21 protein-coding genes are annotated in these 24556 nt (G+C 43.1%); 19 read left to right on the top strand and 2 right to left on the bottom strand.

Features of this window, described 5'->3' with window-relative positions:
• Positions 1-8 precede the first annotated feature (8 nt).
• Positions 9-947 (bottom strand): AAA family ATPase, encoded by a 939-nt coding sequence (locus tag KQI22_RS01640; RefSeq protein ID WP_216550331.1) that lies wholly within the window; start codon positions 945-947, stop codon positions 9-11.
• Between the two features lie 206 nt (positions 948-1153).
• Between KQI22_RS01640 and KQI22_RS01635 the strand changes: the two genes are divergently transcribed.
• From KQI22_RS01635 to KQI22_RS01610, 6 genes are all read left to right on the top strand, one after another.
• A complete protein-coding gene (locus KQI22_RS01635) occupies positions 1154-2329 on the top strand; it encodes a carbamoyl phosphate synthase small subunit (RefSeq protein ID WP_216550330.1) in 1176 nt (391 codons plus the stop codon).
• Positions 2322-5519: a carbamoyl-phosphate synthase large subunit gene (gene carB, locus KQI22_RS01630; protein WP_216550329.1), complete on the top strand. Its 3198-nt coding sequence runs from the start codon at positions 2322-2324 to the stop codon at positions 5517-5519. The genes KQI22_RS01635 and carB overlap by 8 nt, the downstream gene beginning before the upstream one ends.
• 37 nt (positions 5520-5556) lie before the next feature.
• Positions 5557-8085, top strand: a complete 2529-nt coding sequence (locus KQI22_RS01625; RefSeq protein WP_216550328.1) for a putative bifunctional diguanylate cyclase/phosphodiesterase — start codon at positions 5557-5559, stop codon at positions 8083-8085.
• Entirely contained in the window at positions 8069-8740 is a 672-nt protein-coding gene (locus KQI22_RS01620; protein ID WP_216550327.1) for an epoxyqueuosine reductase QueH, read from the top strand. The genes KQI22_RS01625 and KQI22_RS01620 overlap by 17 nt, the downstream gene beginning before the upstream one ends.
• On the top strand, positions 8737-10503 hold the full coding sequence (argS, locus tag KQI22_RS01615) for an arginine--tRNA ligase (RefSeq protein WP_216550326.1): 1767 nt from the start codon (positions 8737-8739) through the stop codon (positions 10501-10503). Before KQI22_RS01620 ends, argS begins: the two co-directional genes overlap by 4 nt.
• Before the next feature lie 134 nt (positions 10504-10637).
• Positions 10638-11975, top strand: coding sequence for a phospholipase D-like domain-containing protein (locus tag KQI22_RS01610; RefSeq protein WP_216550325.1), 1338 nt, complete (start codon positions 10638-10640; stop codon positions 11973-11975).
• On the opposite strand, the gene KQI22_RS01605 is transcribed toward KQI22_RS01610, so the two are convergent.
• A complete protein-coding gene (locus KQI22_RS01605) occupies positions 11970-12599 on the bottom strand; it encodes a hypothetical protein (RefSeq protein WP_216550324.1) in 630 nt (209 codons plus the stop codon). The genes KQI22_RS01610 and KQI22_RS01605 overlap by 6 nt on opposite strands.
• 184 nt (positions 12600-12783) lie before the next feature.
• On the opposite strand from KQI22_RS01605, the gene efp reads away from it, so the two are divergent.
• The 13 genes from efp to KQI22_RS01540 all read left to right on the top strand — a co-directional run bounded on the left by efp (position 12784) and on the right by KQI22_RS01540 (position 24366).
• Positions 12784-13341 carry an elongation factor P gene (efp, locus tag KQI22_RS01600; RefSeq protein WP_216550323.1) on the top strand — a complete coding sequence of 186 codons (558 nt, stop codon included), beginning with the start codon at positions 12784-12786 and terminating at the stop codon, positions 13339-13341.
• A 229-nt stretch (positions 13342-13570) separates the two neighbouring features.
• Positions 13571-14488, top strand: coding sequence for a DUF5688 family protein (locus KQI22_RS01595; RefSeq protein WP_216550322.1), 918 nt, complete (start codon positions 13571-13573; stop codon positions 14486-14488).
• Positions 14489-14820: 332 nt separating this feature from the next.
• Positions 14821-15711: a radical SAM protein gene (locus tag KQI22_RS01590; RefSeq protein WP_216550321.1), complete on the top strand. Its 891-nt coding sequence runs from the start codon at positions 14821-14823 to the stop codon at positions 15709-15711.
• Positions 15712-15729: 18 nt separating this feature from the next.
• The gene (gene rlmD / locus KQI22_RS01585; protein WP_216550320.1) at positions 15730-16941 is read left to right on the top strand and encodes a 23S rRNA (uracil(1939)-C(5))-methyltransferase RlmD; all 1212 of its coding nucleotides are present in this window, start codon (positions 15730-15732) and stop codon (positions 16939-16941) included.
• 51 nt (positions 16942-16992) lie between these two features.
• The gene (locus tag KQI22_RS01580; RefSeq protein ID WP_216550358.1) at positions 16993-17208 is read left to right on the top strand and encodes a hypothetical protein; all 216 of its coding nucleotides are present in this window, start codon (positions 16993-16995) and stop codon (positions 17206-17208) included.
• A complete protein-coding gene (locus KQI22_RS01575; RefSeq protein ID WP_216550319.1) occupies positions 17198-17542 on the top strand; it encodes a type II toxin-antitoxin system RelE/ParE family toxin in 345 nt (114 codons plus the stop codon). Before KQI22_RS01580 ends, KQI22_RS01575 begins: the two co-directional genes overlap by 11 nt.
• Positions 17543-17760: 218 nt before the next feature.
• Entirely contained in the window at positions 17761-18201 is a 441-nt protein-coding gene (locus KQI22_RS01570; RefSeq protein ID WP_216550318.1) for a MarR family winged helix-turn-helix transcriptional regulator, read from the top strand.
• A 68-nt stretch (positions 18202-18269) separates the two neighbouring features.
• Complete coding sequence (locus KQI22_RS01565) at positions 18270-19010, top strand: SDR family NAD(P)-dependent oxidoreductase (RefSeq protein WP_216550317.1); 741 nt, start codon at positions 18270-18272, stop codon at positions 19008-19010.
• A 356-nt stretch (positions 19011-19366) separates the two neighbouring features.
• Positions 19367-20704: a TrkH family potassium uptake protein gene (locus tag KQI22_RS01560; RefSeq protein WP_216550316.1), complete on the top strand. Its 1338-nt coding sequence runs from the start codon at positions 19367-19369 to the stop codon at positions 20702-20704.
• Between the two features lie 14 nt (positions 20705-20718).
• The gene (locus KQI22_RS01555) at positions 20719-21366 is read left to right on the top strand and encodes a potassium channel family protein (RefSeq protein WP_216550315.1); all 648 of its coding nucleotides are present in this window, start codon (positions 20719-20721) and stop codon (positions 21364-21366) included.
• Between the two features lie 15 nt (positions 21367-21381).
• Entirely contained in the window at positions 21382-21648 is a 267-nt protein-coding gene (locus KQI22_RS01550) for a hypothetical protein (RefSeq protein WP_216550314.1), read from the top strand.
• Positions 21649-21698: 50 nt separating this feature from the next.
• Positions 21699-23660: a DUF4118 domain-containing protein gene (locus KQI22_RS01545; protein WP_216550313.1), complete on the top strand. Its 1962-nt coding sequence runs from the start codon at positions 21699-21701 to the stop codon at positions 23658-23660.
• Complete coding sequence (locus KQI22_RS01540) at positions 23653-24366, top strand: response regulator transcription factor (RefSeq protein WP_216550312.1); 714 nt, start codon at positions 23653-23655, stop codon at positions 24364-24366. The genes KQI22_RS01545 and KQI22_RS01540 overlap by 8 nt, the downstream gene beginning before the upstream one ends.
• The last annotated feature ends 190 nt before the right edge of the window (positions 24367-24556 follow it).

The following is a 24556-nucleotide window of genomic DNA, read 5'->3' as shown; positions in this document are numbered from 1 at the left end:
CTTTCACATCAGCGGGCGGGGGAAAGCAGCGGGATACGGACGCTCTCCAGCACCTTGGACAGAACATCTTCGGCAGAAAGTCCTGCTGCACGGGCCTTTGTATTCAGGATCACACGGTGACAGCAGACGCTTAAAAAGACTGCATGGATATCCTCCGGTACGAGATAATCCCGGTCCATGTAAAAGGCATAAGCACGTGCCATTTTTAAAAGTGCGATACTGCCACGCGGGCTGATGCCCTGCAGGAGATATTCATGACCGCGTGTTGCTTCTGTAAGTGTGACAATATAATCGATCAGTTCCGGGGCTGTATAAACGGCTTCTGCCTTTTTCTGCATGGCAAGAAGCGTTTCGCCGGTCAGAACAGCCTGTACACTGTCCATATTGCCGGAGGAATGTCCCATGAGGATTTCCGTGGCAGCAGTATGATCCGGATAACCGAGTGAAAGCCGGATAAAGAAACGGTCGAGCTGCGAATCGGGCAGCTTCTGGGTTCCGGAAGCACCGGTCGGGTTCTGTGTGGCGATGACAAAAAACGGGGCATCAAGCTTTCTGGTCACACCGTCCACACTGACACTGCCTTCTTCCATGACTTCCAGCAGTGCTGACTGCGTTTTGGGAGAAGTACGGTTGATCTCGTCCGCCAGAAAGATATTGGTGAAGATCGCGCCCGGACGATAGACAAATTCGCCGGTCTTGGTATCTAATAAAGAAAAGCCCAGAATATCACTCGGCAGTACATCCGGGGTAAACTGCATTCTTTTATAATGAAGAGACATGGCACGGGAGAGGGCAACGGCAAGAGTTGTCTTTCCGACACCCGGAATATCTTCCAGCAGGATGTGCCCGCCTGCCAGCATGCAGCACAGGATCTGGTCGATACAGTCCTCTTTGCCACGCAGTACCTTTGTGATCTCAGCTTTTACCTGTAATAAGTTTTCGTTCATTGAAATCTCCTGTTATATGGTATAATAGTCAATAAGTTCCTGTTTCCTATTTTAAAATAGAATGAAAGAAGTTACAATAGGGAAATAGAACGTAAAGTCAAGTTTAGGTATAAAATAAATAAAAAACATTGCATGAGCGAGGTTGAATGCGAAAAATTTGTATGCTATAATAAAACGATTATGCGAAAGGATGAACAGGTGAGACTATGAAAGCTTTTTTAATCTTGGAAGATGGCACCGTTTTTGAGGGAACTCATATCGGCGCTGACAAAGAAATCATTAGTGAGATTGTATTTAACACATCAATGGCAGGCTATCTGGAAGTACTGACAGATCCGTCTTATGCAGGACAGGCAGTTTGTATGACCTATCCGCTGATCGGTAATTACGGGATCTGTAAAGAAGATATGGAATCCAATAAGCCGTGGCCGGATGGATTTATCGTCAGAGAATTATCCCGGATCCCAAGTAATTTCCGCAGCGATATTACGATCCAGGAATTTCTGGAAGCAAACGATGTACCGGGAATTGCAGGGATCGATACAAGAGCCCTGACAAAGATCTTACGTGAAAAGGGAACGATGAACGGCTGCATTACAACAGATGAGCATTATGATCTGGCAGCACTGACAGAAAAGATGAAAGCTTATACCACAGGAAAAGTAGTAGAAAAGGTCACCTGTGATCAGAAATATATGTGCAAGGGCTCTGAGACGCTGGAAGAAAACGGACCGATCTCAGGCAGCGCCGTTTATACGGGAGAGAAGGAAATGAGACCTTCTCTGGTACACGAACTGAACGGAAAAGGCAAGAAGGTAGCACTCCTTGATCTGGGTGCGAAAAAGAATATTGCCAGATCACTGGCACAGAGAGGCTGTGATGTCACCGTATATCCGGCTCTGACAACAGCAGAGGAGATCATCAACGATCATCCGGACGGCATTATGCTTAGTAACGGACCTGGCGATCCGAAGGAATGTGTTTCCATTATCGCCGAGATTAAAAAGCTTTATGATACAGATATTCCGATCTTTGCGATCTGCCTGGGACATCAGCTCATGGCACTTGCAACGGGAGCGGATACATTTAAAATGAAATACGGACACAGAGGAGGCAATCATCCGGTCAAGGATCTTTCTACCGGACGCGTTTACATTTCCTCACAGAACCATGGCTATGTGGTAGATATGGATAAGCTGGATCCGAAGGTCGCAACACCTGCTTTTGTCAATGTTAATGATGGCACCTGTGAAGGACTCAGCTATACAGGAAAGAATATATTCACCGTGCAGTTCCATCCTGAGGCTTGCCCGGGACCACAGGACTCCGGCTATTTATTTGACCGATTTATTACGATGATGGAGGAGAATGCAAATGCCTAAGAATCCAAATGTAAAAAAAGTTATGGTAATCGGCTCCGGCCCGATCGTGATCGGACAGGCAGCAGAATTTGATTATGCCGGTACACAGGCATGTCGCTCCCTGAAAGAGGAAGGCGTGGAGGTTATTCTGGTAAACTCCAACCCGGCGACGATCATGACAGATAAAAATATTGCCGACAAGGTTTATATCGAGCCGTTGACGGTAGATGTGATCAAGCAGATCATTGAAAAGGAAAAACCGGACAGCTTACTGCCGAACATGGGTGGGCAGGCAGGTCTGAACCTTGGTATGGAGCTTGCAGAATCAGGTTTTCTGGACAGCCACGGCGTGACACTTCTCGGTACAACCGCAGAAACGATCCGTAATGCAGAAGGCAGACAGGAATTTAAAGATCTGATGGAGCGTATCGGTGAGCCGTGTGCACCATCCCTTCTCGTAGAAAACATTCAGGATGGTGTGGATTTTGCCAATAAGATCGGTTATCCGGTCGTACTGCGTCCTGCATATACACTGGGCGGTTCCGGTGGTGGTATCGCACATAATCTGGCAGAGCTTGAAAGCATTCTTGAAAACGGTCTGCGTCTTTCCCGTGTCGGACAGGTTCTGGTAGAAAGATGTATCAGTGGCTGGAAAGAGATCGAGTACGAAGTAATGCGAGACAGTGCAGGAAACTGCATCACCGTATGTAATATGGAAAATATCGATCCGGTCGGTGTCCATACAGGTGACAGTATCGTAGTAGCACCTTCCCAGACACTTTCCGATAAGGAATATCAGATGCTGCGTACTTCAGCACTGAACATCATCAACGAATTAAAGATCACAGGTGGATGTAACGTACAGTTTGCACTGCATCCGACCAGCTTTGAATATTGCGTTATCGAAGTAAACCCGCGTGTAAGCCGTTCTTCCGCGCTGGCTTCCAAAGCGACAGGATATCCGATCGCCAAGGTTGCTGCAAAGATCGCACTCGGTTATACACTCGATGAGATCAAAAATGCGATCACAGGCAAGACTTACGCAAGTTTTGAACCGACACTGGACTACTGTGTTGTAAAAGTACCGAGACTTCCGTTTGATAAGTTCATTACGGCAAAGCGTACCCTGACAACCCAGATGAAAGCAACCGGTGAGGTTATGAGTATCTGCACCAACTTTGAAGGTGCCCTCATGAAAGCACTCCGTTCTTTGGAGCAGCATGTGGACTGCCTGCGCAGCTATGATTTCACAGAGCTGACAAAGGAAGAACTGATCGAGCGGTTAAAGATCGTAGACGACCAGAGAATCTACGTCATTGCGGAAGCGCTCAGAAAGGGTGTCAGCTATGATGAGATCCATGAGATCACTATGGTGGATCACTGGTTCATCGATAAACTGGCAATCCTGGTTGAAATGGAAGATGCCCTGGAAAAAGGTCCTCTGACAGTAGATCTGTTACGTGAAGCAAAGAGAATCGAATTCCCGGATACGGTTATTTCCCGTCTGACAGGAAAGAGTGTGGAAGAGATCAAGAAGATGCGTTATGATAATGGTATCGTAGCTTCTTATAAGATGGTAGATACTTGTGCAGCAGAGTTTGAAGCTGCCACACCATATTACTACAGTGTATATGGCGGAGAGAATGAAGCAATCGAGACAAACGACCGCAAGAAGGTGCTGGTACTCGGTTCCGGTCCGATCCGTATCGGTCAGGGTATCGAATTTGACTTCTGTTCCGTACATGCAACGTGGGCATTTGCCAAAGCCGGTTATGAAACGATCATCGTAAATAACAACCCGGAAACGGTCAGCACGGACTTTGATATCGCTGATAAGCTGTATTTCGAGCCGTTGACAGCAGAAGATGTGGAAAATATCGTAAACATCGAAAAGCCGGACGGCGCAGTGGTACAGTTCGGTGGACAGACAGCCATCAAGCTGACAGAAGATCTGATGAAGATGGGTGTTCCGATCCTTGGTACAAAGGCAGAAGATGTCGATGCGGCAGAGGACAGAGAGTTATTTGATGAGATCTTAGAGCAGACCGGTATTCCGAGAGCCGCGGGCGGAACAGTCTTTACAGCAGAAGAAGCCAAAGAGGTTGCCAATAGATTGGGCTATCCGGTGCTTGTCAGACCTTCCTACGTACTTGGCGGTCAGGGTATGCAGATCGCGATTTCCGATGCGGAGATCGAGGAATTTATGGCAGTCATCAACCAGTATACACAGGAGCATCCGATCCTTGTCGATAAATATTTAATGGGTAAGGAGCTGGAAGTAGATGCGGTATGTGACGGTACAGATATCCTGATCCCGGGTATTATGGAGCACATCGAAAGAACAGGTGTCCATTCCGGTGACAGTATTTCCGTTTATCCTGCACCGACAGTCAGCGAAAAGGTAAAAGAGACGATCGCCGAGTACTCCCGCAGACTGGCAAAGGCGCTGCATGTTATCGGACTCATCAATATCCAGTTTATTTCTGTCGGAGATGAGGTTTATGTCATTGAAGTAAATCCTCGTTCTTCCAGAACAGTGCCATACATCAGCAAAGTCACAGGTATTCCGATCGTAGATCTGGCATCGGAAGTTATTATGGGTAAGAAGATCCGTGATCTGGGTTACGAACCGGGTCTGCAGCCTGCAGCCGATTACTTTGCGATCAAGATGCCGGTATTCTCCTTTGAAAAGATCCGTGGTGCGGAGATTTCCTTAGGACCTGAAATGAAGTCAACCGGTGAATGCTTAGGTATTGCAAAGACATTTAATGAAGCACTTTACAAAGCATTCCTCGGAGCAGGTGTGGATCTGCCGAAATACAAGCAGATGATCATCACCGTAAAGGATGCGGATAAGGGAGAAGCAATCGAGATCGGACGCCGGTTTGAGAAGCTCGGTTATACGATCTATGCAACACGTTCTACGGCAAATGCTTTGAAGGAAGCAGGTGTCAACGCCAGAAAGGTAAACAAGATCCATCAGGAATCACCTACCGTAATGGATCTGCTGCTCGGTCATAAGATCGATCTGGTCATCGACACACCGACACAGGGACGTGACAAATCAAGAGACGGATTCTTGATCCGTCGTACCGCGATCGAAACAGGTGTCAACTGTCTGACCAGTCTGGATACGGCGAATGCCCTTCTGACCAGTCTGGAAAATACAGATGCAAAGAAACTGACACTGATCGATATCGCACAGATCTAAAATGGGTTAGTTAAGTAATTGTTTTGTTGGGGGAAGCATGAAACAGAACAGAAGGAAAAAGAAAAATGATCGCCCGATCATTCGCATATTGCTGTTGGGATTGGTGATCCTGTCCATCTGTATGCTGGTCTGCCTTTCCCATGTCGTAGATGTGCAGAAATGTTTTATGCGTATGAAGACGGCAGAAACAAGAAATAATATCAGCGATGCCAGCAGGTTTATTGATGATCAGACCAATAATACGCTGGAAATCGTGCAGCAGGCTGCTGCACTGATGACGGCGGATGGCAGAGCGATGACGGATGCAAACATATTCTCGATACTGGAAAGGTATTCCATCATGGAGACCTTTTCCGGTGTCTATTATATCAATGCGGAAAACATCATGTATCAGCCGGGCAGCCAGAAACGTGCCCTGACAGAGGATGAGATCAAGGAACAGCTCACTGGCGGCGAAAGCAAGGTTTATGTGGATAACATAGAAACGGAAGATGGGTACAGGGGCTGTGTCTTTTACATTGTACCGGTCAATCGTGGGTATGCACATTTCGGAGAACTGGTCGCCGTACAGGAGATCGGGGATCTGCTGCAGTCCTCTTCTTTCCAGACATTGGGAGAAGAAGGCGACGTTTACCTCATTGGTGCAAAAGGATCTGTTTATGCCAAAAAGGAAAAGGATCATGAGTTGTCAGAAGAATCGCCTGTGGAAGTATTTTTCAATTACCTGCGGAGCAGGGCGGGAGACAGCTATGCGGCAGGAAATATCAGCGATGTCGCAAGAAGTATGCACCGGAAGCAGTATCAGAAGACATCTTTTGTGGATAAAGACAGCATAAACAATTATCTGGAAATAGAAGCAATCCCTGTTGTCAATAATTTTTACCTGGCAGTTGTGTATCCGGAATCTGTTTACAGTGCGGATATCCAGCCGATCATTTTCCGGACGCTTCTGACCTGTCTGGCAATTATATTTATGATGTTTGTCATGTTCCTGTATATCTGGGGAACAACAAAACATTCCAATGACATGATATCGGCACTGGCCTATGAGGATACGATCACGGGCGGTAAGAATGATAATTATTTCCGGGATGTGGCGGCGAGAGTGATCTGGGAAAACTCCAATATCCCATATCTTGTTGTACGGTTTGATATTTCCAACTTCCGTTATATCAATGAAGCATACGGTCACGCAAGAGCAGACGGCCTTCTGAGAGTCGTGATAGAAGAAAGCGAAAAGTATTTTAACGGAATTGAGATCTGTACCCGTATGAATGCGGATCAGTTTGTACTCCTGGCAAGAAATGACCAGGAATTTGAAGCCAAATGTGAAGATATGATCCAGTCGATCAACGAAAGAGCGCGTGAAGATCTGGCGATCATGTTCCCAATCCGTCTGAAAAGAGGTATTTATCCGGTCAGAAAAGATGATACGGATGTTAATATTATTATTGACCGTGCCAATGCTGCACGGAAGTCCTTAAGTGGGGACGAAAAAACAATGGTTGCCATGTACAGTGACAAGATCGTTAATCAGATGTACAAGGTGGATCAGATCGAGTCCGAAATGGAAGCAGCGATCAAAAATAAAGAATTTCAGGTATTTATCCAACCGAAATGGGACATTGTCCATGACAGGATCTATGGCGGCGAAGCACTCGTGCGCTGGATCAAGGCGGATGGTACCAGAGTATTCCCGGATGAATTTATTCCGGTCTTTGAGAAAAACGGTTTTGTCGAAAAACTGGATCTGTATATGCTTGAAGAAGTCTGCAAGAGACTGCGTGTGCTGATCGATTCCGGTTTTACGATCTTTCCGATTTCTGTCAACCAGAGCCGACTGCTTCTGCATAATCCGAATTATGTGGATCAGATCAAGAAGATCCTAAAGCGTTACCGGATCCCGAACGGCTATATCGAGCTGGAGATCACGGAAACGGTATTCCAGGATGAAAGAGAAACGATGATCACAACGATGAATCTCTTAAAGAAGCAGGATGTACAGCTTTCCATGGATGACTTCGGCAGTGGATATTCTTCCCTGAACATGTTGAAGGATGTACCGTTTGATGTCATTAAGATCGACCGTGAGTTTTTCAGTGAATCCATTACTTCAAGCTCCAGTATCCTGATCCTCAGAAAGATCATTGAAATGGCGGAAGGACTGGGCATCCGTGTTCTTTGCGAAGGCGTTGAGACAAAGGATCAGGTAGATCTGCTGAAGCAGCTCGGCTGCTGTTATGTACAGGGCTACTACTTTGCAAAGCCGATGCCAATGGAAGAGTTTATCACGACCTACTGTAAATCTATGCAGGACGGCAAAAAATATTATGATGATCTGTATGAAACAGAGGCTGCGCAGCGGGAGGAAAGGCTTCTGAAAGAAGCAGAGGCTGTGAAAGCACAGTCTGCACTCAGCGCGGTAGAAAAGTTCAAGAAAAACTATGTGGAAAAGCCGACGCAGGAGAGAAGGACACCACAGACAAAAGGACCGAGGCTGTCAACAGAAGAGCAGAAGGTTCTGATGCGGGAAGAGAGAAAGAGTAAGGATGCAGGGAAAGATTAATTATCAGAAACTTTTGGATGAATTGCTCTTAGAAGATCAGATCAAGGGAAAACGGCTTCTATTACATAGCTGCTGCGCACCATGCAGCAGCTATGTGCTGACTTATCTGTCAAAATATTTTACAATCACGGTTTTTTATTATAATCCCAATATCTCGGAGCAGGAAGAATACCGGAAACGGGTTGCGGAGCAGAAGCGGCTGATCTCACTGCTGAATGAACAGCCGGAGACGCTGTATCCGATCGATGTGATCGAAGGAAACTATGAGCCGCAGCGTTTTTATGAAACTGTCCGTGGGTATGAGGATTGTGCGGAAGGCAGCGAGAGGTGTTTCCGTTGTTACAGGCTGCGCCTTCTGGAAACGGCAAAGCTGGCAAAGGAAAAGCAGTTTGATTATTTTACGACTACACTTTCCATTTCACCACTGAAACGGGCGGATAAATTAAATGAGATCGGACAGGAGCTGCAGCAGGAATTTGAGGTTCCGTATCTTTTCTCGGATTTTAAGAAGAAAAACGGCTATCTGACTTCTATCAGACTGTCGAAGGAATATAACCTGTACAGACAGGACTATTGTGGCTGTGTATATTCTAAATTACAGCGGGAGAGAGAAAAGCAGGAAAAAGAAAAGGAACAACTGGAGGAATTAAAATGAAAGAATTTTTAGAGATTGTTTCGGAAGAAATGAAACAGGCATTTGAAAAAGCCGGTTATCCGGCAGAATACGGAAAGGTGAATGTTTCCAACCGGCCGGATCTGTGCGAGCTGCAGTGTAACGGTGCCATGGCACTGACAAAGCAGTTTAAGAAAGCACCGATCATGATCGCAAACGCAGTGGCGGAAGTTTTAGCTGACAGCAAGGTATTTTCCAGGGTTGAGGCTGTTATGCCCGGCTTTCTGAACTGTGATATCGCACCGGAGTTTCTTGCTTCTTATCTGCAGCAGATGGAGGAAGCAGACAAGTTTGGTCTGGAAAAGCCGGAAAAGATCAAAAAGATCGTGATCGATTACGGCGGACCGAACGTGGCAAAACCGCTTCATGTCGGACATCTGCGTTCAGCCGTGATCGGAGAAAGCGTAAAGCGTATTGCGCGTTATATGGGACATGACGTGACCGGTGATATCCATATGGGTGACTGGGGGCTCCAGATGGGTCTGATCATCACAGAACTGCAGGAAAGAAAGCCGGAACTGGTTTATTTTGACGATACTTATACAGGAGAATATCCAAAAGAAGCACCGTTTACGATCTCTGAGCTGGAAGAGATCTATCCGACAGCCAGCGGCAAATCCAAGGAAGATCCTGCCTATAAAGAAAAAGCAATGGAAGCAACGAAAAAGCTGCAAAACGGTGTGCGCGGTTATCGAGCTCTCTGGAACCATATTATTGCAGTGTCTGTCAGCGATCTGAAAAAGAATTACAACAACTTAAATGTCCATTTTGATCTCTGGAATGGGGAATCTACTGTGCATGATATCATTCCGGGCATGGTAGACTATATGAAAAAAGAAGGCTATGCGCATGAGTCGGACGGCGCACTTGTGGTAGACGTCAAAGAAGATACCGATACAAAGGAAATCCCGCCTTGTATGATCTTAAAATCAGACGGCGCTTCCCTGTACAATACAACTGACCTTGCAACACTGATGATGCGCCGTAAAGAGATCGATCCGGATCAGGTGATTTATGTCGTGGATAAAAGACAGGCGCTTTACTTTGAACAGGTATTCCGCTGCGCGAGAAAGACAAAGATCGTCCGTGATGACCTGGATCTTGTATTCCTGGGATTTGGTACCGTAAACGGAAAAGACGGTCATGCATTCAAAACACGTGAAGGCGGTGTGATGCGTCTTGAAAATCTGATCAGCCAGATCAACGAGAAGATGTTTGAAAAGATCACGGAAAACCATGAAGTGGAAGAGCAGGAAGCAAGACAGACTGCAAAGACGGTAGCACTTGCAGCGATCAAATACGGAGATCTTTCCAACCAGGCAAGTAAGGATTATATTTTTGATATTGACAGATTTACTTCTTTTGAAGGAGACACAGGCCCATATATCCTGTACACGATCGTGCGTATCAAGTCTATCTTAAATAAGTATGTGCAGGCAGGCGGCAATCTGGAAGAAGCAAACATCAAAGTGCCTGTCAATAAGGATGAAAAGGATCTGATGATGGTGATCGGCAGATTCCCTGCCATGGTCAGAAATGCTTATGAAGAACTGGCACCGCATAAGATCTGTGCCTACATTTACGAAATGGCAAATGCGTTCAACCATTTCTATCATGAGACAAAGATCCTGACGGAAGAGGATGCTGATAAGAAGGCAGGTTATATTGCACTTCTGAAGCTGACGAAGGAAATTCTGGAAACCTGTATTGATCTTTTGGGCTTTGATGCACCGGAAAGAATGTAAAAATGATGAAGCAAAAGAAACGACAGAAATGCATTAGGAAGATGGGGAAGAGACTCCCCATCTTTCTGCTTATCTTTATACTGTTATATATGATCGGCAGCCTGATATGTTACCCACTGCTAACTAAAAGACATGTGTTAAAACAGAAAAGTAAGACGACTGAGCAGACTGCAAAAGAGACAATAGACCAAAGCGCAGCAATACACTGCCTGGACGATAATACGCAGGCACTTGTTTACAGACTGGCACTGATTGAAAGTGCACAGCACGAGCTGATCATGACAACTTTTGACATGAGTGACGGAGAAAGCGGACAGGATCTGATGGCTGCCCTGCTGCAGGCAGCGGATCGTGGTGTGCATGTCCGGCTGATGGTGGATGGTATCAATGCATGGCTGAAGCTGGAAAGAAGTGATCTGTTTGGTGCGTTTTCCACGCATCAGAATATCGAGATCAGATTTTATAATCCGATCCGGCTGACAAAGCTGTGGAAGCTTAATTACAGAATGCATGACAAGTATCTGATCGCGGACGATACGGCTTATATTTTAGGCGGCAGAAACAGCAATAACCTGTTTCTGGGAGCTTACAGAGATACGTATAATATAGACAGGGATCTGTATGTGCTGGAAGAGGCAATAACAACTGCATCGGACGCTATGCAGGAAAAAGAACAGAATTCCCTGCAGGATATCAAGGCATATTTTGAGAAAATCTGGGCACAGCCAGACCAGAAAATATTCCGCAAAAAGGAAACGCAAAAGACAAAAGAAGGACTTGCACTGCTGCGGGAGCATTATAAGGAACTGCAGACGACATATCCGGAAGCCTTTTCAGATACCGAAACGCTTTTGACACAGGATCTGATCCGGGTAGAATCCATTCAGTTCCTGCATAATCCGTTATATGCGGATGAGAAAGTACCGGTAGTCTATCAGCGGATCTGTCAGGAAATGGAAAAGGGAGAAGATATTCTGATCCAGACGCCTTATATCATCTGTGATAAAGGGATGTATGAAGATCTGACAGCACTTTGTAATGCCGGGAAACAGATCAATATTATAACGAATGCAGTGGAAAGCGGAGCCAATCCATGGGGCTGTACGGATTATCTGAATGAGAGAGGGCATATTCTGAAGACGGGAGCGGGCGTATATGCCTGTATGGCGGGCCAGTCCCTGCATACGAAAACCGTGCTGATCGATGATGAGACAAGTATTGTCGGCTCTTATAACCTGGATCTGCGCAGTACGTATCTGGATACAGAACTGATGCTGCTTGTGAAAAGTAAAGAACTGAACAGACAACTCAGGGAACAGGCAGCCATCTATCAGGAGAAGAGTGTCTATGAAAAAGCCGGTAAGGCAGCACAGACAGGAAGTCTTTATGAAAAAAAAGAAATGTCAGGCACGCAAAAGATCATTTACAGTATCCTGCGTATCCTGATCCGGCCAATCCGGGAGGTATTATAAGCTGCTTTTTCGGTAAGCGCATGGATGCGGGCAGTTTGCACATGTTCTCACTGTTGCAGGCTCTTTATTGTCTGCGTTGTCCGGTGCCAGGTCGGCGAGGAACAAAACAGTTTTCAGGGGCTGCATACAGCCACCGGGCAATATCCGGATTTCAGGCTGAGAGAGCAGCTTCAGATAAGAGGCAAGCTCAGCAGGATCATCGTTTCCGATAAACTGCATACCGGTCATGACCTGGCCGGTCAGCTGTTTAAGAGCTTCGCCCCATCGCTGATAACCGTTTTCCAGAAGCTGCCAGCAGAGCTGGTCGGCAAGATAGGCATTCAGCAGATCCTTTTTTCCTGTTTCGCTAAGCCAGGTATCGGTCTGCGTGCCAAGTGTCATGGCAGTCAGAATCTGTGTGCTGCAAAGCGGTTTGTAATAGACATGGACCGGGCAGGAAGACAGATGTCTGGCAAGCTGCTGGCAAAGCTGTAATTGCTTTGCATCCAGTTTATTTGTCCGGCAAAGCTGCAAAAGCTCTGTGTGACTGATATGGCAGATCAGTGTAAGCATTTCTGTTTTGATGGCGGAAAGAGCCGCGGAAGATGCGGGCTCTATATGTTCCGGTTTATGAATAAGAGACATATGTGCTACCTCTGTACAATAAAATAGCCGTTTTTGAAAGCAAACCTATTTTAGCACAGATCCGGACAGAAACAAACAGAAAACAAAATACTTTGGCTTATTGAAAAAAAGTAGTTGAAAAATGTGAAAATTTAGTATAAACTAGTATAGAATTATGACGTGAAAATTTTAGGAGGAATAGATTATGATTTCTGCAGGTGATTTCAGAAATGGTGTTACCATTGAACTGGAAGGCAATATTTATCAGATTATTGAATTCCAGCATGTTAAACCAGGTAAAGGAGCTGCTTTCGTACGTACAAAGCTGAAAAACATCAAGAGTGGTGGCGTCGTAGAAAAGACATTCAGACCTACTGAAAAATGCCCTCAGGCACGTATTGACAGAAAAGAAATGCAGTATTTATACGCAGATGGTGATTTATACAACTTCATGGATACAGAAAACTATGAGCAGATCGCATTAAACAAAGATGCAGTCGGCGATGCAATGAAGTTTGTAAAAGAAAATGAAATGGTTAAGATGTTATCTCACAACGGTAATATCTTTGCAGTAGAGCCACCTTTATTTGTTGAGCTTGAGATCACTGAGACAGAGCCGGGCTTTAAGGGTGATACTGCTACAGGTGCTACAAAGCCTGCAACAGTTGAGACAGGTGCTACTGTATCTGTACCGTTATTCGTAAATCAGCATGATATTATCAAGATTGATACACGTACAGGGGAATATCTCTCCCGTGTATAATCATTCTGTTTATAAAGACTAGACAAGCTTTAAAGGCAATGGATTTGATCGATCCATTGCCTTTTTTGTTATGGCGACGAGGAAAATGCACGCATTTATGCGGTGCATTTGACGACCGCTAATCAGAGCGAGATTCGCAGAGCGTATCTCGTCTCTGTACCACAAAACTAAAAAACTAATCATCAGATGCCATTCAGGGCATCTACTATTCAAATCTCAGGAGGAAAATATGCAAATCACAGAATTTACAAATCAAATGGTTACCCTTATCAAAAGCAAAGTGAATACAGAGACAAAAAAGGTACAGTCGCATTCCATATGGAAAAATAATGGGATACAGGAAGAAGGGATCACACTGATCGAAAAGGGTGTGAATATTTCCCCGACTGTTTATATGCGGGAATATTATGACAGGTTCCTGCAGGGTGAACCGCTGCCTGCTCTGGCAAATGAGGTAATGGAAGAACTGGAACGATGCAAGACATACAAAAGTATGGATATTTCCTTTTTCCTGTCTTTTGACAATGCCAAGAGACATATTGTATATAAGCTCATCAACCGTGAGAAAAACGAAGAGTTATTAAAGGAAGTGCCTTCTTTATCTTACATGGATCTTTCTATGGTATTTTATTATCTGCTGGATGATATGCCGTTTCATCATGCGACAATACTGATCCACAATTCTCATCTGACGATGTGGCAGATCGCGAAAGAAGAGCTGTTCAGACAGGCACTGGAAAATACACCAAGGCTTCTGCCTGCGACGATCCGCAGAATGCAGGATGTTGTGAGGGAAATGATGAAGGGCAGACAACTGGAGGAGCCGCTGTTTGAGAATGAGATCCCAATGTATATCATGTCCAATCCGATCAAAATGAACGGAGCAGCAACAATGGCATATCCTGGCGTGATCCGGAATTTTGCCGAAACGATCCGGAAAAATCTGTATGTGATCCCAAGCAGCATCCATGAGGTGATCCTTGTTCCGGAAAGCGGAACAGAAGGCAGCAATTTAAACGATATGGTCGCAGAAGTCAACCATACACAGGTGGATCCGAAAGAAGTCCTGGCAGATCATGTTTATTATTATGACCGAAAAGAAGATCAGATGATCTCCTGTGTGCATGAAAACATATGCTACTGTTAAAATAGAAACTAATGTTGTATAATACGTGGTAAGGAGGGCCCCACGAAGTGGGAGGATCCCTTACCACCTACGCAGACGCCGCGAACGAAGTTCGCATAAAAATGCGTCTGCACCGAAAAAGGAGGGCTCCACGAAGTGGGAGGATCCCTTACCACCTACGCAGACGCCGCGAACGAAGTTTGCATAAAAATGCGTCTGCACCGAAGAAGGAGGGCCCACGAAGTGGGAGGATCCCTTACCACCTACGCAGACGCCGCGAACGAAGTTCGCATAAAAATGCGTCTGCACCGAAAAAGGAGGGCTCCACGAAGTGGGGACAGTTGAAAGATCATATGAAACAATATCAGTCGTGCACGCTTTGCCCACGGAACTGCCGTGTTGACCGGAGCAGGCAGAAGGGCGTATGCCAGAGCAGTGACCGGTTAATGGTCAGCCGCGCAGCTTTGCATATGTGGGAGGAACCCTGTATTTCAGCAAAAGAAGGATCGGGGGCAGTCTTTTTTGCAGGCTGCTCCCTTCATTGTGTGTACTGTCAGAATTTTCAGATCTCGAATGGGCAGATGGGGCAGGAGATCACAAAAGAACATCTGACAGAGCTTTTTTACCGGTTACAGGAGCAGGGCGCAAACAATATCAATCTGGTCACACCGGATCATTATCTGCCGCAGATCGTTTGGGCAATCCAAAAAGTAAAAAAGGAAGGTTTTTCTCTTCCTTTTATCTATAACTGCAGCGGTTATGAAACAGTGGAATCGCTGCGGGAGCTGGAAGGATTGATCGATGTGTATCTGCCGGATTTTAAATACATACAGCCGGAAACAGCACAGCGTTATTCCCATGCGGCGGATTATCCCAATGTGGTAAAGGCTGCGGTAGCGGAAATGGTGCAGCAGACCGGCGCATGTGTATTTGATGCATATGGTAAGATACAGAAGGGCGTGATCGTCAGACATCTGCTTTTGCCCGGAAAGGTCAGAGAAGCAAAGCAGATCGTCCAGTATTTATATGAAACATATGGAGATAAGATTTATATCAGTCTGATGAATCAGTATACACCGGTAACTGCATTAGAAAATTACCCAGAGCTAATTCGTAAGGTCACAAAAAGAGAGTATGACAGGCTTGTGGATTACGCCATTTCCCTGGGTGTGGAAAATGCATTTATACAAGAGGGAGATACGGCGAAGGAAAGCTTTATCCCAATGTTTGGGGATGAACTGTGAGAAACGGAAAGGAAAGTTATGCAGGAAAAGAACGAGAGATACAAGAAAGAATATCGTACAAAATATAAACAGGATGAAAATAAAAAGGCAGTGCAGAAGAGCCGGTGCCCTTATGCAAAAAAATGCGGTGGCTGCCAGTTTATTGATATGCCTTATGAAAAGCAGCTGGAAAAGAAGCAGAAAGAGCTGAAGGCACTACTTGGCAAATTTGCGAGAGTCAGTCCGATCATCGGTATGGAAGATCCGCTGCATTATCGCCATAAGGTACATGCGGTTATGGGGTATGAAAAGGGAGAGCCGATTGCGGGAGTCTATCAGGAAAAATCACACAGACTGGTACGTGTCGATCAGTGCCTGATCGAAAACGAAAAAGCAGATGCGATCATCCAGTCGATCCGCGGACTTTTAAAATCCTTTAAGATCAAAACGTATGATGAAGATTCGGACAGAGGACTGCTCCGTCATATTATGGTGCGTGTTTCGCATACAACAGGAGAGATCATGGTGATCCTCGTGCTGCGTTCTCCAATCCTGCCATCCAAAAACAATTTTGCAAAGGCACTCTTAAAGCTGCATCCGGAGATCACAACGATTGTACTGAATGTCAACGACAAGAAAACGACCATGGTGCTGGGACAGCGGGATATTGTGCTGTATGGACCGGGCTTTATCTATGACAGTTTGTGCGGTGTCAGATTCCACCTGTCACCACAGTCATTCTATCAGGTCAATCCGGTGCAGACGGAAATTTTGTACAGGGAAGCGCTGAAGCTGGCAAAGCTGACGAAAAAAGATAAAGTGATCGACGCATATTGCGGGATCGGAACGATCGGTCTGATCGCCTCCAGACAGGCTGGCTCTGTGCTGGGAATCGAGCTGAACAGAGAAGCTGTCAAGGATGCCAGAGAAAATGCAAAGCACAACCAATGCAAAAATATCGAATTTGCCTGCGCCGATGCAGGCGAATACATGGTAGAAATGGCGCAGGAGGGAGAAAAGGCAGATGTTGTCATCATGGATCCGCCACGCAGTGGCAGTAATGAGGCATTCTTATCTTCTGTCTGCAGGCTGGCACCAAACCGCATCGTGTACATTTCCTGCGGTCCACAGTCGCTTGCCAGAGATTTGGACTATCTGACCGCAAACGGTTATCGCACGGAGCGGATCCAGCCGGTCGATCTGTTCCCGATGACGGTGCATTGTGAAGTAATTGTGTTACTTTCTAAGTAAATGGTTGACATAAAATAGAGAAATGTATTTACGAATGACCTATACTTTTATATGAAAGACGGTTATAATAGGATTGAGATTAAAGGAAAGGAGATGTTTTACATGAAAGCTGTGGTAAAAGACATGAATACAGTAGAAGATAGAACAGCAAGGGAAACATTATTTTCTTATCTCGATAAAGGAATTGATGATATGGAAGCAGGGAGGCTTCATACCATTGATGACGCATTTCAGATTATCAGAGATAGGATGAAAAGTGAGTTATAGAGTACTGATCACAGATGAAGCAATGGATGATGTATTTGATTTAGTTAAGTATATTTATGTTGATTTATGTAATCCGGGAGCTGCAAATGAGTTATATAAAAATTTGAATAGTGAAGTCAATAATATGGGTGACTTCCCATTAAAATTTGCTGATTCAGGGATAAAGTACAGGGGATATATCATACATAAAAAGACATACCAGTCATATTTATTGTTTTATATTATAAATAACAAAAACCAGACAGTGTATGTTCTCCGTATTTTGAAGGATATTATGAACTGGCGTAATATAATGCAAAAAACAAATATCTATCATCTTTCAAATTATAGATAGTAGAGTAGAAGTAAATGGTCAGAATCAAGCCTCCAAGTCCACAACAGATTTGGAGGTTTTCTTCTGCCCGTTTTTATTGGGAAGTAATTTTTCAAATTTCAATTCAAATGGATGATATTTCTCCAGTGTATTTTGCACTTGACAACTACAAGGAAACTATTATACTAATATTAGTCCGAAGATAGACTGACATAAAATGGACTATTAGGAGGTGCGATATGGAAGCAGGCATTAGGGCACAGATAGCGCAATATTGTAATCTTTTACATGAATGGAATGCTTCATATGAAGAATATGCGAAGTCAGCAGGATTATCCTATACAAGTCTTTCTGTTCTAAGTGCAATATACAGCAATCCGGGACGTACACAGAAGGAACTGGCAGAAGACTGTTTTCTTCCAAAGCAGACGGTAAATGCTGTAATAACATCATTTTTGAAGAATGACTGGGTAAGATTGGAAGAAATGCCAGAAGACCGTCGCAATAAGACAGTGAATTTCACGGAAATAGGAATGGAGAATGCAGCTAAGATTATTGATAAGGTCAGGGAATGTGAGGATAAGGCGATGAGTGGTCTGACAGGGGAACAAAGAGATGCACTGCTCGACCTCACAAGAATGTATATCCGCAGTTGCAGTAGTGCCATGAAAAACGAGTAAAATCGTTTTTTATAAGTAAATAGTCCCAAAATGGATAATCTGAAATAATACTATGAAGGAGAAGAACAATGAACAGAGTAGCAATGATTACAGGATCGAGCAGAGGAATGGGTAAGGCAGAAGTCTATGAATTCGCATCAAGAGGATATGATGTGATCGTTCATTATGTGAACAGTAAAGAGGCTGCTGAAAACATCAGTAAGGACATAGAAGAAAAATATGGTGTCAGAACCGCTGTGATAAAGGCGGATCTGTCTAAAGAAGATGAGGTAAGAGAGCTGGCGTCAAAGGCTTTAGAAGTATTTGGAAAAGTAGATGTGCTCGTCAACAATGCAGGAATTGCTTTATATGACGACTTTGAAAAGAAGACAATAGAGGGATTTGAACAGTCTATGCATGTAAATCTGTATGCACCGTTTCTTCTTACACAGATTCTTGCTCCAAAGATGGCAGAGAACAAGTATGGAAAGATTGTCAATATAGCAACGATAGATGTTATGACAACGTATAATGCTGAAAGTGCAGAATATGACGCTTCTAAGGCAGGACTTATCAGTCTTACAAAGACTTCTTCCTTACAGTTCCAACCATATGTCAATGTAAATTGTGTGTGTCCGGGCTGGGTGGCAACAGATATGAATAAGGAATTACCGCAGGAGCTTCTTGATTATCAGACCTCTAAGACATGTAAGGGACGTATGGCAAAACCGGAAGAAGTGGCAAAACTTGTGGCATTTCTGGCAGGTGATGACGCAGAATTTATTGATGGTGAGGTCATCAGGATTGATGGTGGATATAAATTAATGTAGTCATATCAGGAGGCACAGTTTGGAATCAGAAGTAAAGTTACAGCATAAGGTCAATTTCAGATTGGTATCGGTAAATATGGAAAGTTATATTACTTTGTGCACTTTGGCATTTATTCCGCTTCTGGTATGACCGGAACAGATGCAAGGGTTGGAAGCTGCGGATATCTGCTTAATCAGCAGACGCTAGATAGTAGAGTAGAAATAAATGGATGGAAACAAGGAATCTGAATATATTTGTCAGGTTCCTTTTTTATGCATCTTTATAAAATCTTTATACCATCTTATAATGCTTAATCCCGCCTTAAAAGTATTCGGTTTACAATGCAGGAAATGAAAAATATGAGGAGTGATTTTGTTTGTCTAAACATATTTGGTTTCAGAATAAGTTATCATCTTTCCAGATTATCATTTTAGGGTTCGCTGGTGTGATATTGTTGGGCGCATTGTTACTGAAGCTTCCGATATCAACCCAAAACGGAGTGGTAACGCCTTTTAGTAAGACTTTGTTTACAGCCACATCGGCTGTATGTGTAACGGGATTGATTGTATTTGATACAGCGTCTTATTGGTCCTGTTTTGGACAGCTTATTATATTGATTATGATACAGATTGGTGGGTTGGGAGTTATATCAGTGGCTTCATTTTTGTCCATGTTAGCGGGAAGAAAAATTAGTCTGATGCAGCGGCAGACTATGCAGAATGCCCTGTCAGCACCTCAGGTGGGTGGTATTGTAAAACTGACACGATTTATTTTTTTTGCATCTTTTGCCATTGAAGGGATAGGGGCATTATTGTTACTGCCTGTATTTATGGCGAAGTACGGAGTAAAAGGAATCTGGATGGCGGTTTTTCATTCTGTTTCGGCGTTTTGCAACGCAGGCTTTGATCTGATGGGAAATCAGACCGGACAGTATAGTTCATTAACTTCTTTTGCGGGAAATGGTTACGTGACATTAGTTATATGTTTGTTGATTATGATAGGTGGGATAGGATTTCTCACCTGGAAAGACATTGCCACAAAGAAAAATCATTTCAAAGAATACAGTATGCAGACAAAAGTGATATTAGTTACAACGGCAATTCTGATTGCTGTGCCAGCAGTATTTTTCTTCTTTTTAGATTTTGCAAATGAACCTTTAAAAGATCGCATCTGTATGTCTGTATTTCAGGCAATTACACCAAGAACTGCGGGGTTTAATACAGCTGATCTTAATCGTATGTCTGATGCGGGCAGAAGTGTGATGATGTTGCTGATGCTGATTGGCGGTTCGCCGGGATCTACTGCCGGAGGAATGAAAACAACTACTATTGCAGTACTCTTTGCAAATTCTATAGCTGTATTTCGAAAAAGACAGAATGCAAATTATTATGGGAGAAGGATAGATGATGGCATTGTAAAAAATGCATCCACCATTTTATTTATGTATGCTTCCTTCGCAATGCTGTCTGCAATTATTATCAGTATTTCAGATGGTATTCCAATGCAGACCAGCATGTTTGAGACTTTTTCGGCAATTGGAACGGTTGGACTTACATTGGGTATTACCCCGACTCTTTCAGCAGTATCAAGATTTGTGCTGATATTGCTTATGTTTTTTGGCAGAGTCGGCGGCTTAACTATTATATATGCGGCATTTTCACATAAGGATATCAGTACTTTAAAATATCCGATGGAAAATATAACAGTAGGATAAGGAGAATGTAGATTATGAAATCAATATTATTAATTGGATTGGGAAATTTTGGAATGATGATAGCAAAACAGATTCATGAACTTGGACATCAGGTAATGGCAGTGGACAAGAATGAGGACAGAGTGAATGAGGCACTTCCATATGTTACTAATGTATTGATAGGGGATAGTACAAATGAAAGTTTTTTAAAATCTCTTGGCATCAATAATTTTGATGCATGTATAGAAACAATAGGTAATGATTTTCAAAGTTCATTGGAAACCACCTCATTATTAAAAGAGCTGGGCGGAAAGATGGTGGTTTCAAGAGCAAACAGGGAAGTGCAGGCAAAATTTTTATTAAGAAATGGAGCTGATGAGGTTGTAAATCCGGAAAAACAGATTGCTAAATGGACAGCCATCAGGTATACCTCAAATTATATTCTGGACTATATAAAGCTGGACGATAATCATGCAATATTTGAGGTTAAGCTGCCTAAGGAATGGATTGGTAAATGCATACGAGATGTGGATATCAGACAAAAATATGGGATTAATATCATGGCAATTAAGGAAAACGGAAATATGAATCTTACGCTGACACCGGATTGCATATTTTGTGAAGGACAGACACTTCTTGTATTAGGGGAGCACAAGGCAATTCAGAAATGTTTTCGTATATGAAATGGGGCGGTTTGATTGACGAATATAGCATTACTTGCAAGTGTTCTTCCATTTTTTATATTTGGGTTTTATATTATGAAAAAAGTAGATCAATTTATTTCCGGAAATGAAAATCGGATGAGAGAAGAAATTAAAATGCAAGAGCCTTCTTCTGTTATATTGTCCGGAGATTTACCATTGATGGAGATTGATAAAGAAATTGATATATTCAGAAAGAAACATCCGAATTTTGAAATTATTTTAAAGGATATGAATTGGGAAAACAATGGTATCAATCATTGACAGGCGGTGATATAATAAGGAAACTATACTAAGCAGGGGGTGAAACTATAATGAGTAAACAAATGGAACATGTTCTGGTCTGTTTATCTCCGTCACCCACAAACCGGAAAATAATCGATGAGGCAGCAAAGCTTGCAATGGCCTTTCATGCACAGTTTACTGCTCTTTATGTTTCAAAATCCCAAGAAGATTTATTGCCGGCTGAAGAACAGAAGCGTCTGCAGAACAATATTCGATATGCAGAAGATTTGGGTGCGGCAATTACAACTGTAATCGGAGAGAATATATCCTTTCAGATAGCGGAATTTGCAAGAATATCAGGCGTGACAAAGATTGTTATTGGCAGAAGTAATACAAGAAGATATCATTTCTGGGATAAACAGACCGTAACAGAGCAGCTGATCTCAATTGCACCTAATATAGACATTTATATTATTCCGGATTCCAAAGCAAATATAAAAGAAAATCAAGGGAAACGTCTTGCACAGCAGATCATACCGACATGGAAGGATATAGTGATTACTGCGGGTATGTTATTGGTGATGACTTTGCTTTGCCTGGTCTTTAGCAGGCTGGGATTTACAGAGTCTAACATTATAACAGTATATATACTTGGTGTATTGATAAATGCAATACTGACCAGAAGCCATTTTTGTAGTCTGATCAGTTCTTTTTGCAGTGTCCTTTTCTTTAATTATTATTTTACGGAACCGCGATTTACATTTCATGCCTATGAACCCGGGTATTCTGTTACCTTTGTTATCATGCTGATCGCGTCTCTTCTTACCGGATCTTTGGCCTATCGGTTAAAAGACAATGCAAGAGAATCTGCCAGAGGAGCATACCGGACAAAGGTATTATTTGACACTAATCAGTTACTTCAGAAAAGCAGAAGTTATGATGATGTATTACAGGTAATGGCAAATCAGGTGATCTTGTTACTGGATAAGGATGTCATTATATATCCGGTAGAAAATAACAGATTGGGAAAAGAATATGTTTATGCAAGGGATGCAGAAAAAAATAACAGTGTTTGTATGGACAATTCCGAGGAAGAAGTTGTCAAATGGGTGTTTGAAAATAAAAAGAGAGCAGGTGCAACCACAAAGGTATTTCCAGATGCGAAATACCTGTATCTTGCAGTGCGGATCAATGAAACTGTATATGGAATCCTGGGGATTTATGTGGAGAAAAAAACGGTCAGCTCTTTTGAATACAGTATCTTGTTGTCTATCCTTGGCGAGTGTGCATTGGCATTAGAAAATCTGAATAATGAAAAAGCGAAAGAAGAAGCGGCAATTATGGCTCAAAATGAGAAACTAAGAGCAAATTTGTTACGCACTATTTCCCATGATCTTCGAACGCCCCTAACATCTATATCAGGAAATGCAAGTAATCTTTGCAATCATTATAAGATGCTGGATGACGCGACAAGAGAACAGATGTTTTCGGACATATATGATGACTCTGAATGGCTGATTCAACTTGTGGAAAATCTTCTTTCCGTTACAAGAATTGAAAACGGAGAGATGCAGTTAAATAAATCTCTGGAAGTAGTGGATGATGTTGTGGAGGAAGCAATAAAGCATGTTGACAGAAATAAGATTGAGCATGACATTAGAGTAATTCAGCCGGAAGATATTATTGTTGCCAATATGGATGCTAAACTGATTATTCAGGTTATTATCAATCTTGTGAATAATGCAATAAAGTATACACAGAAAGACTCACTGATACGGATCAGTTACGGAGACAGGGGCGAAATGATATATGTAAGTATTGCAGATAATGGTCCCGGTATGGATGAAAAAACAAAAGAACATGCCTTTGATATGTTTTATACCGGGCAGAATATGGTTGCAGACGGAAAGCGCAGCATGGGACTGGGACTGGCTTTGTGTAAGTCAGTAGTAGAGGCGCACGGAGGAAAGATAGATATAACGGATAATATGCCACATGGTTGTATATTTACCTTCTATCTGAAAAAGGGAGATGTTGAAATAAATGAATAAATTTCAGATATTGGTTGTAGAAGATGATCCACCGATCAGAAACCTGATTGCAACAACCTTAAAAACACACGAATATAAATATTTGCTTGCGAAAAATGGAGAAGAGGCTATTTTACAGGCTTCAAGTTATAATCCGGATGTTGTTTTCCTTGATTTGGGGCTTCCGGATATCGATGGGGTTGAGATTATTAAAAAGATAAGAGAATGGTCTAATATGCCTATCATAGTTATAAGTGCAAGAAGTGAGGATGAAGATAAGATAGAAGCGCTTGATGCGGGAGCAGATGATTACCTTACAAAACCATTTTCGGTAGAAGAACTTCTTGCCAGATTACGTGTCATGCAACGGAGAATTGCGCTTTTGAAATCCGATAGTGATATAAATGAGAAATCCGTATATACCAATGGTAAACTCAGGATTGACTATGCTGCCGGGTGCGCATATAAAGCGGATGAAGAGTTAAAACTTACGCCGATTGAATATAAGCTTTTGTGTCTCCTGGCACAGAATACAGGAAAGGTACTGACCCATAAATATATAACACAGAAAATATGGGGAAGTGCATGGGACAGTAATGTTGCTTCGCTTCGTGTTTTTATGGCAACTCTCAGAAAAAAGCTTGAGGATGAGAAAGCTTCCGTATCTTATATTCAGACGCATGTTGGCATCGGATATCGAATGTTAAAAGTGGATGTAAAAGAGTAAAATCATATGGAAGAGAGGCAATAAAGCAGAACCATGTGGTTCAGAGATGATGAAAAAGCGGAGTCTGTCTGGTGCAGATCCCGCTTTTTTGTTCTATCATGCATCAATGATGTGACAAAACCAGATTGACTAAACCGGCGGAAGCATTTATAATACAGACAAATCGAAAATGACAATTTGGGAGGCTTTC

The sequence above is a fragment of the Kineothrix sp. MSJ-39 genome, assembly GCF_018917935.1.
Taxonomy (GTDB): Bacteria; Bacillota; Clostridia; order Lachnospirales; family Lachnospiraceae; genus CAG-194.
This window is presented reverse-complemented; position numbering and strand designations above follow the sequence as displayed.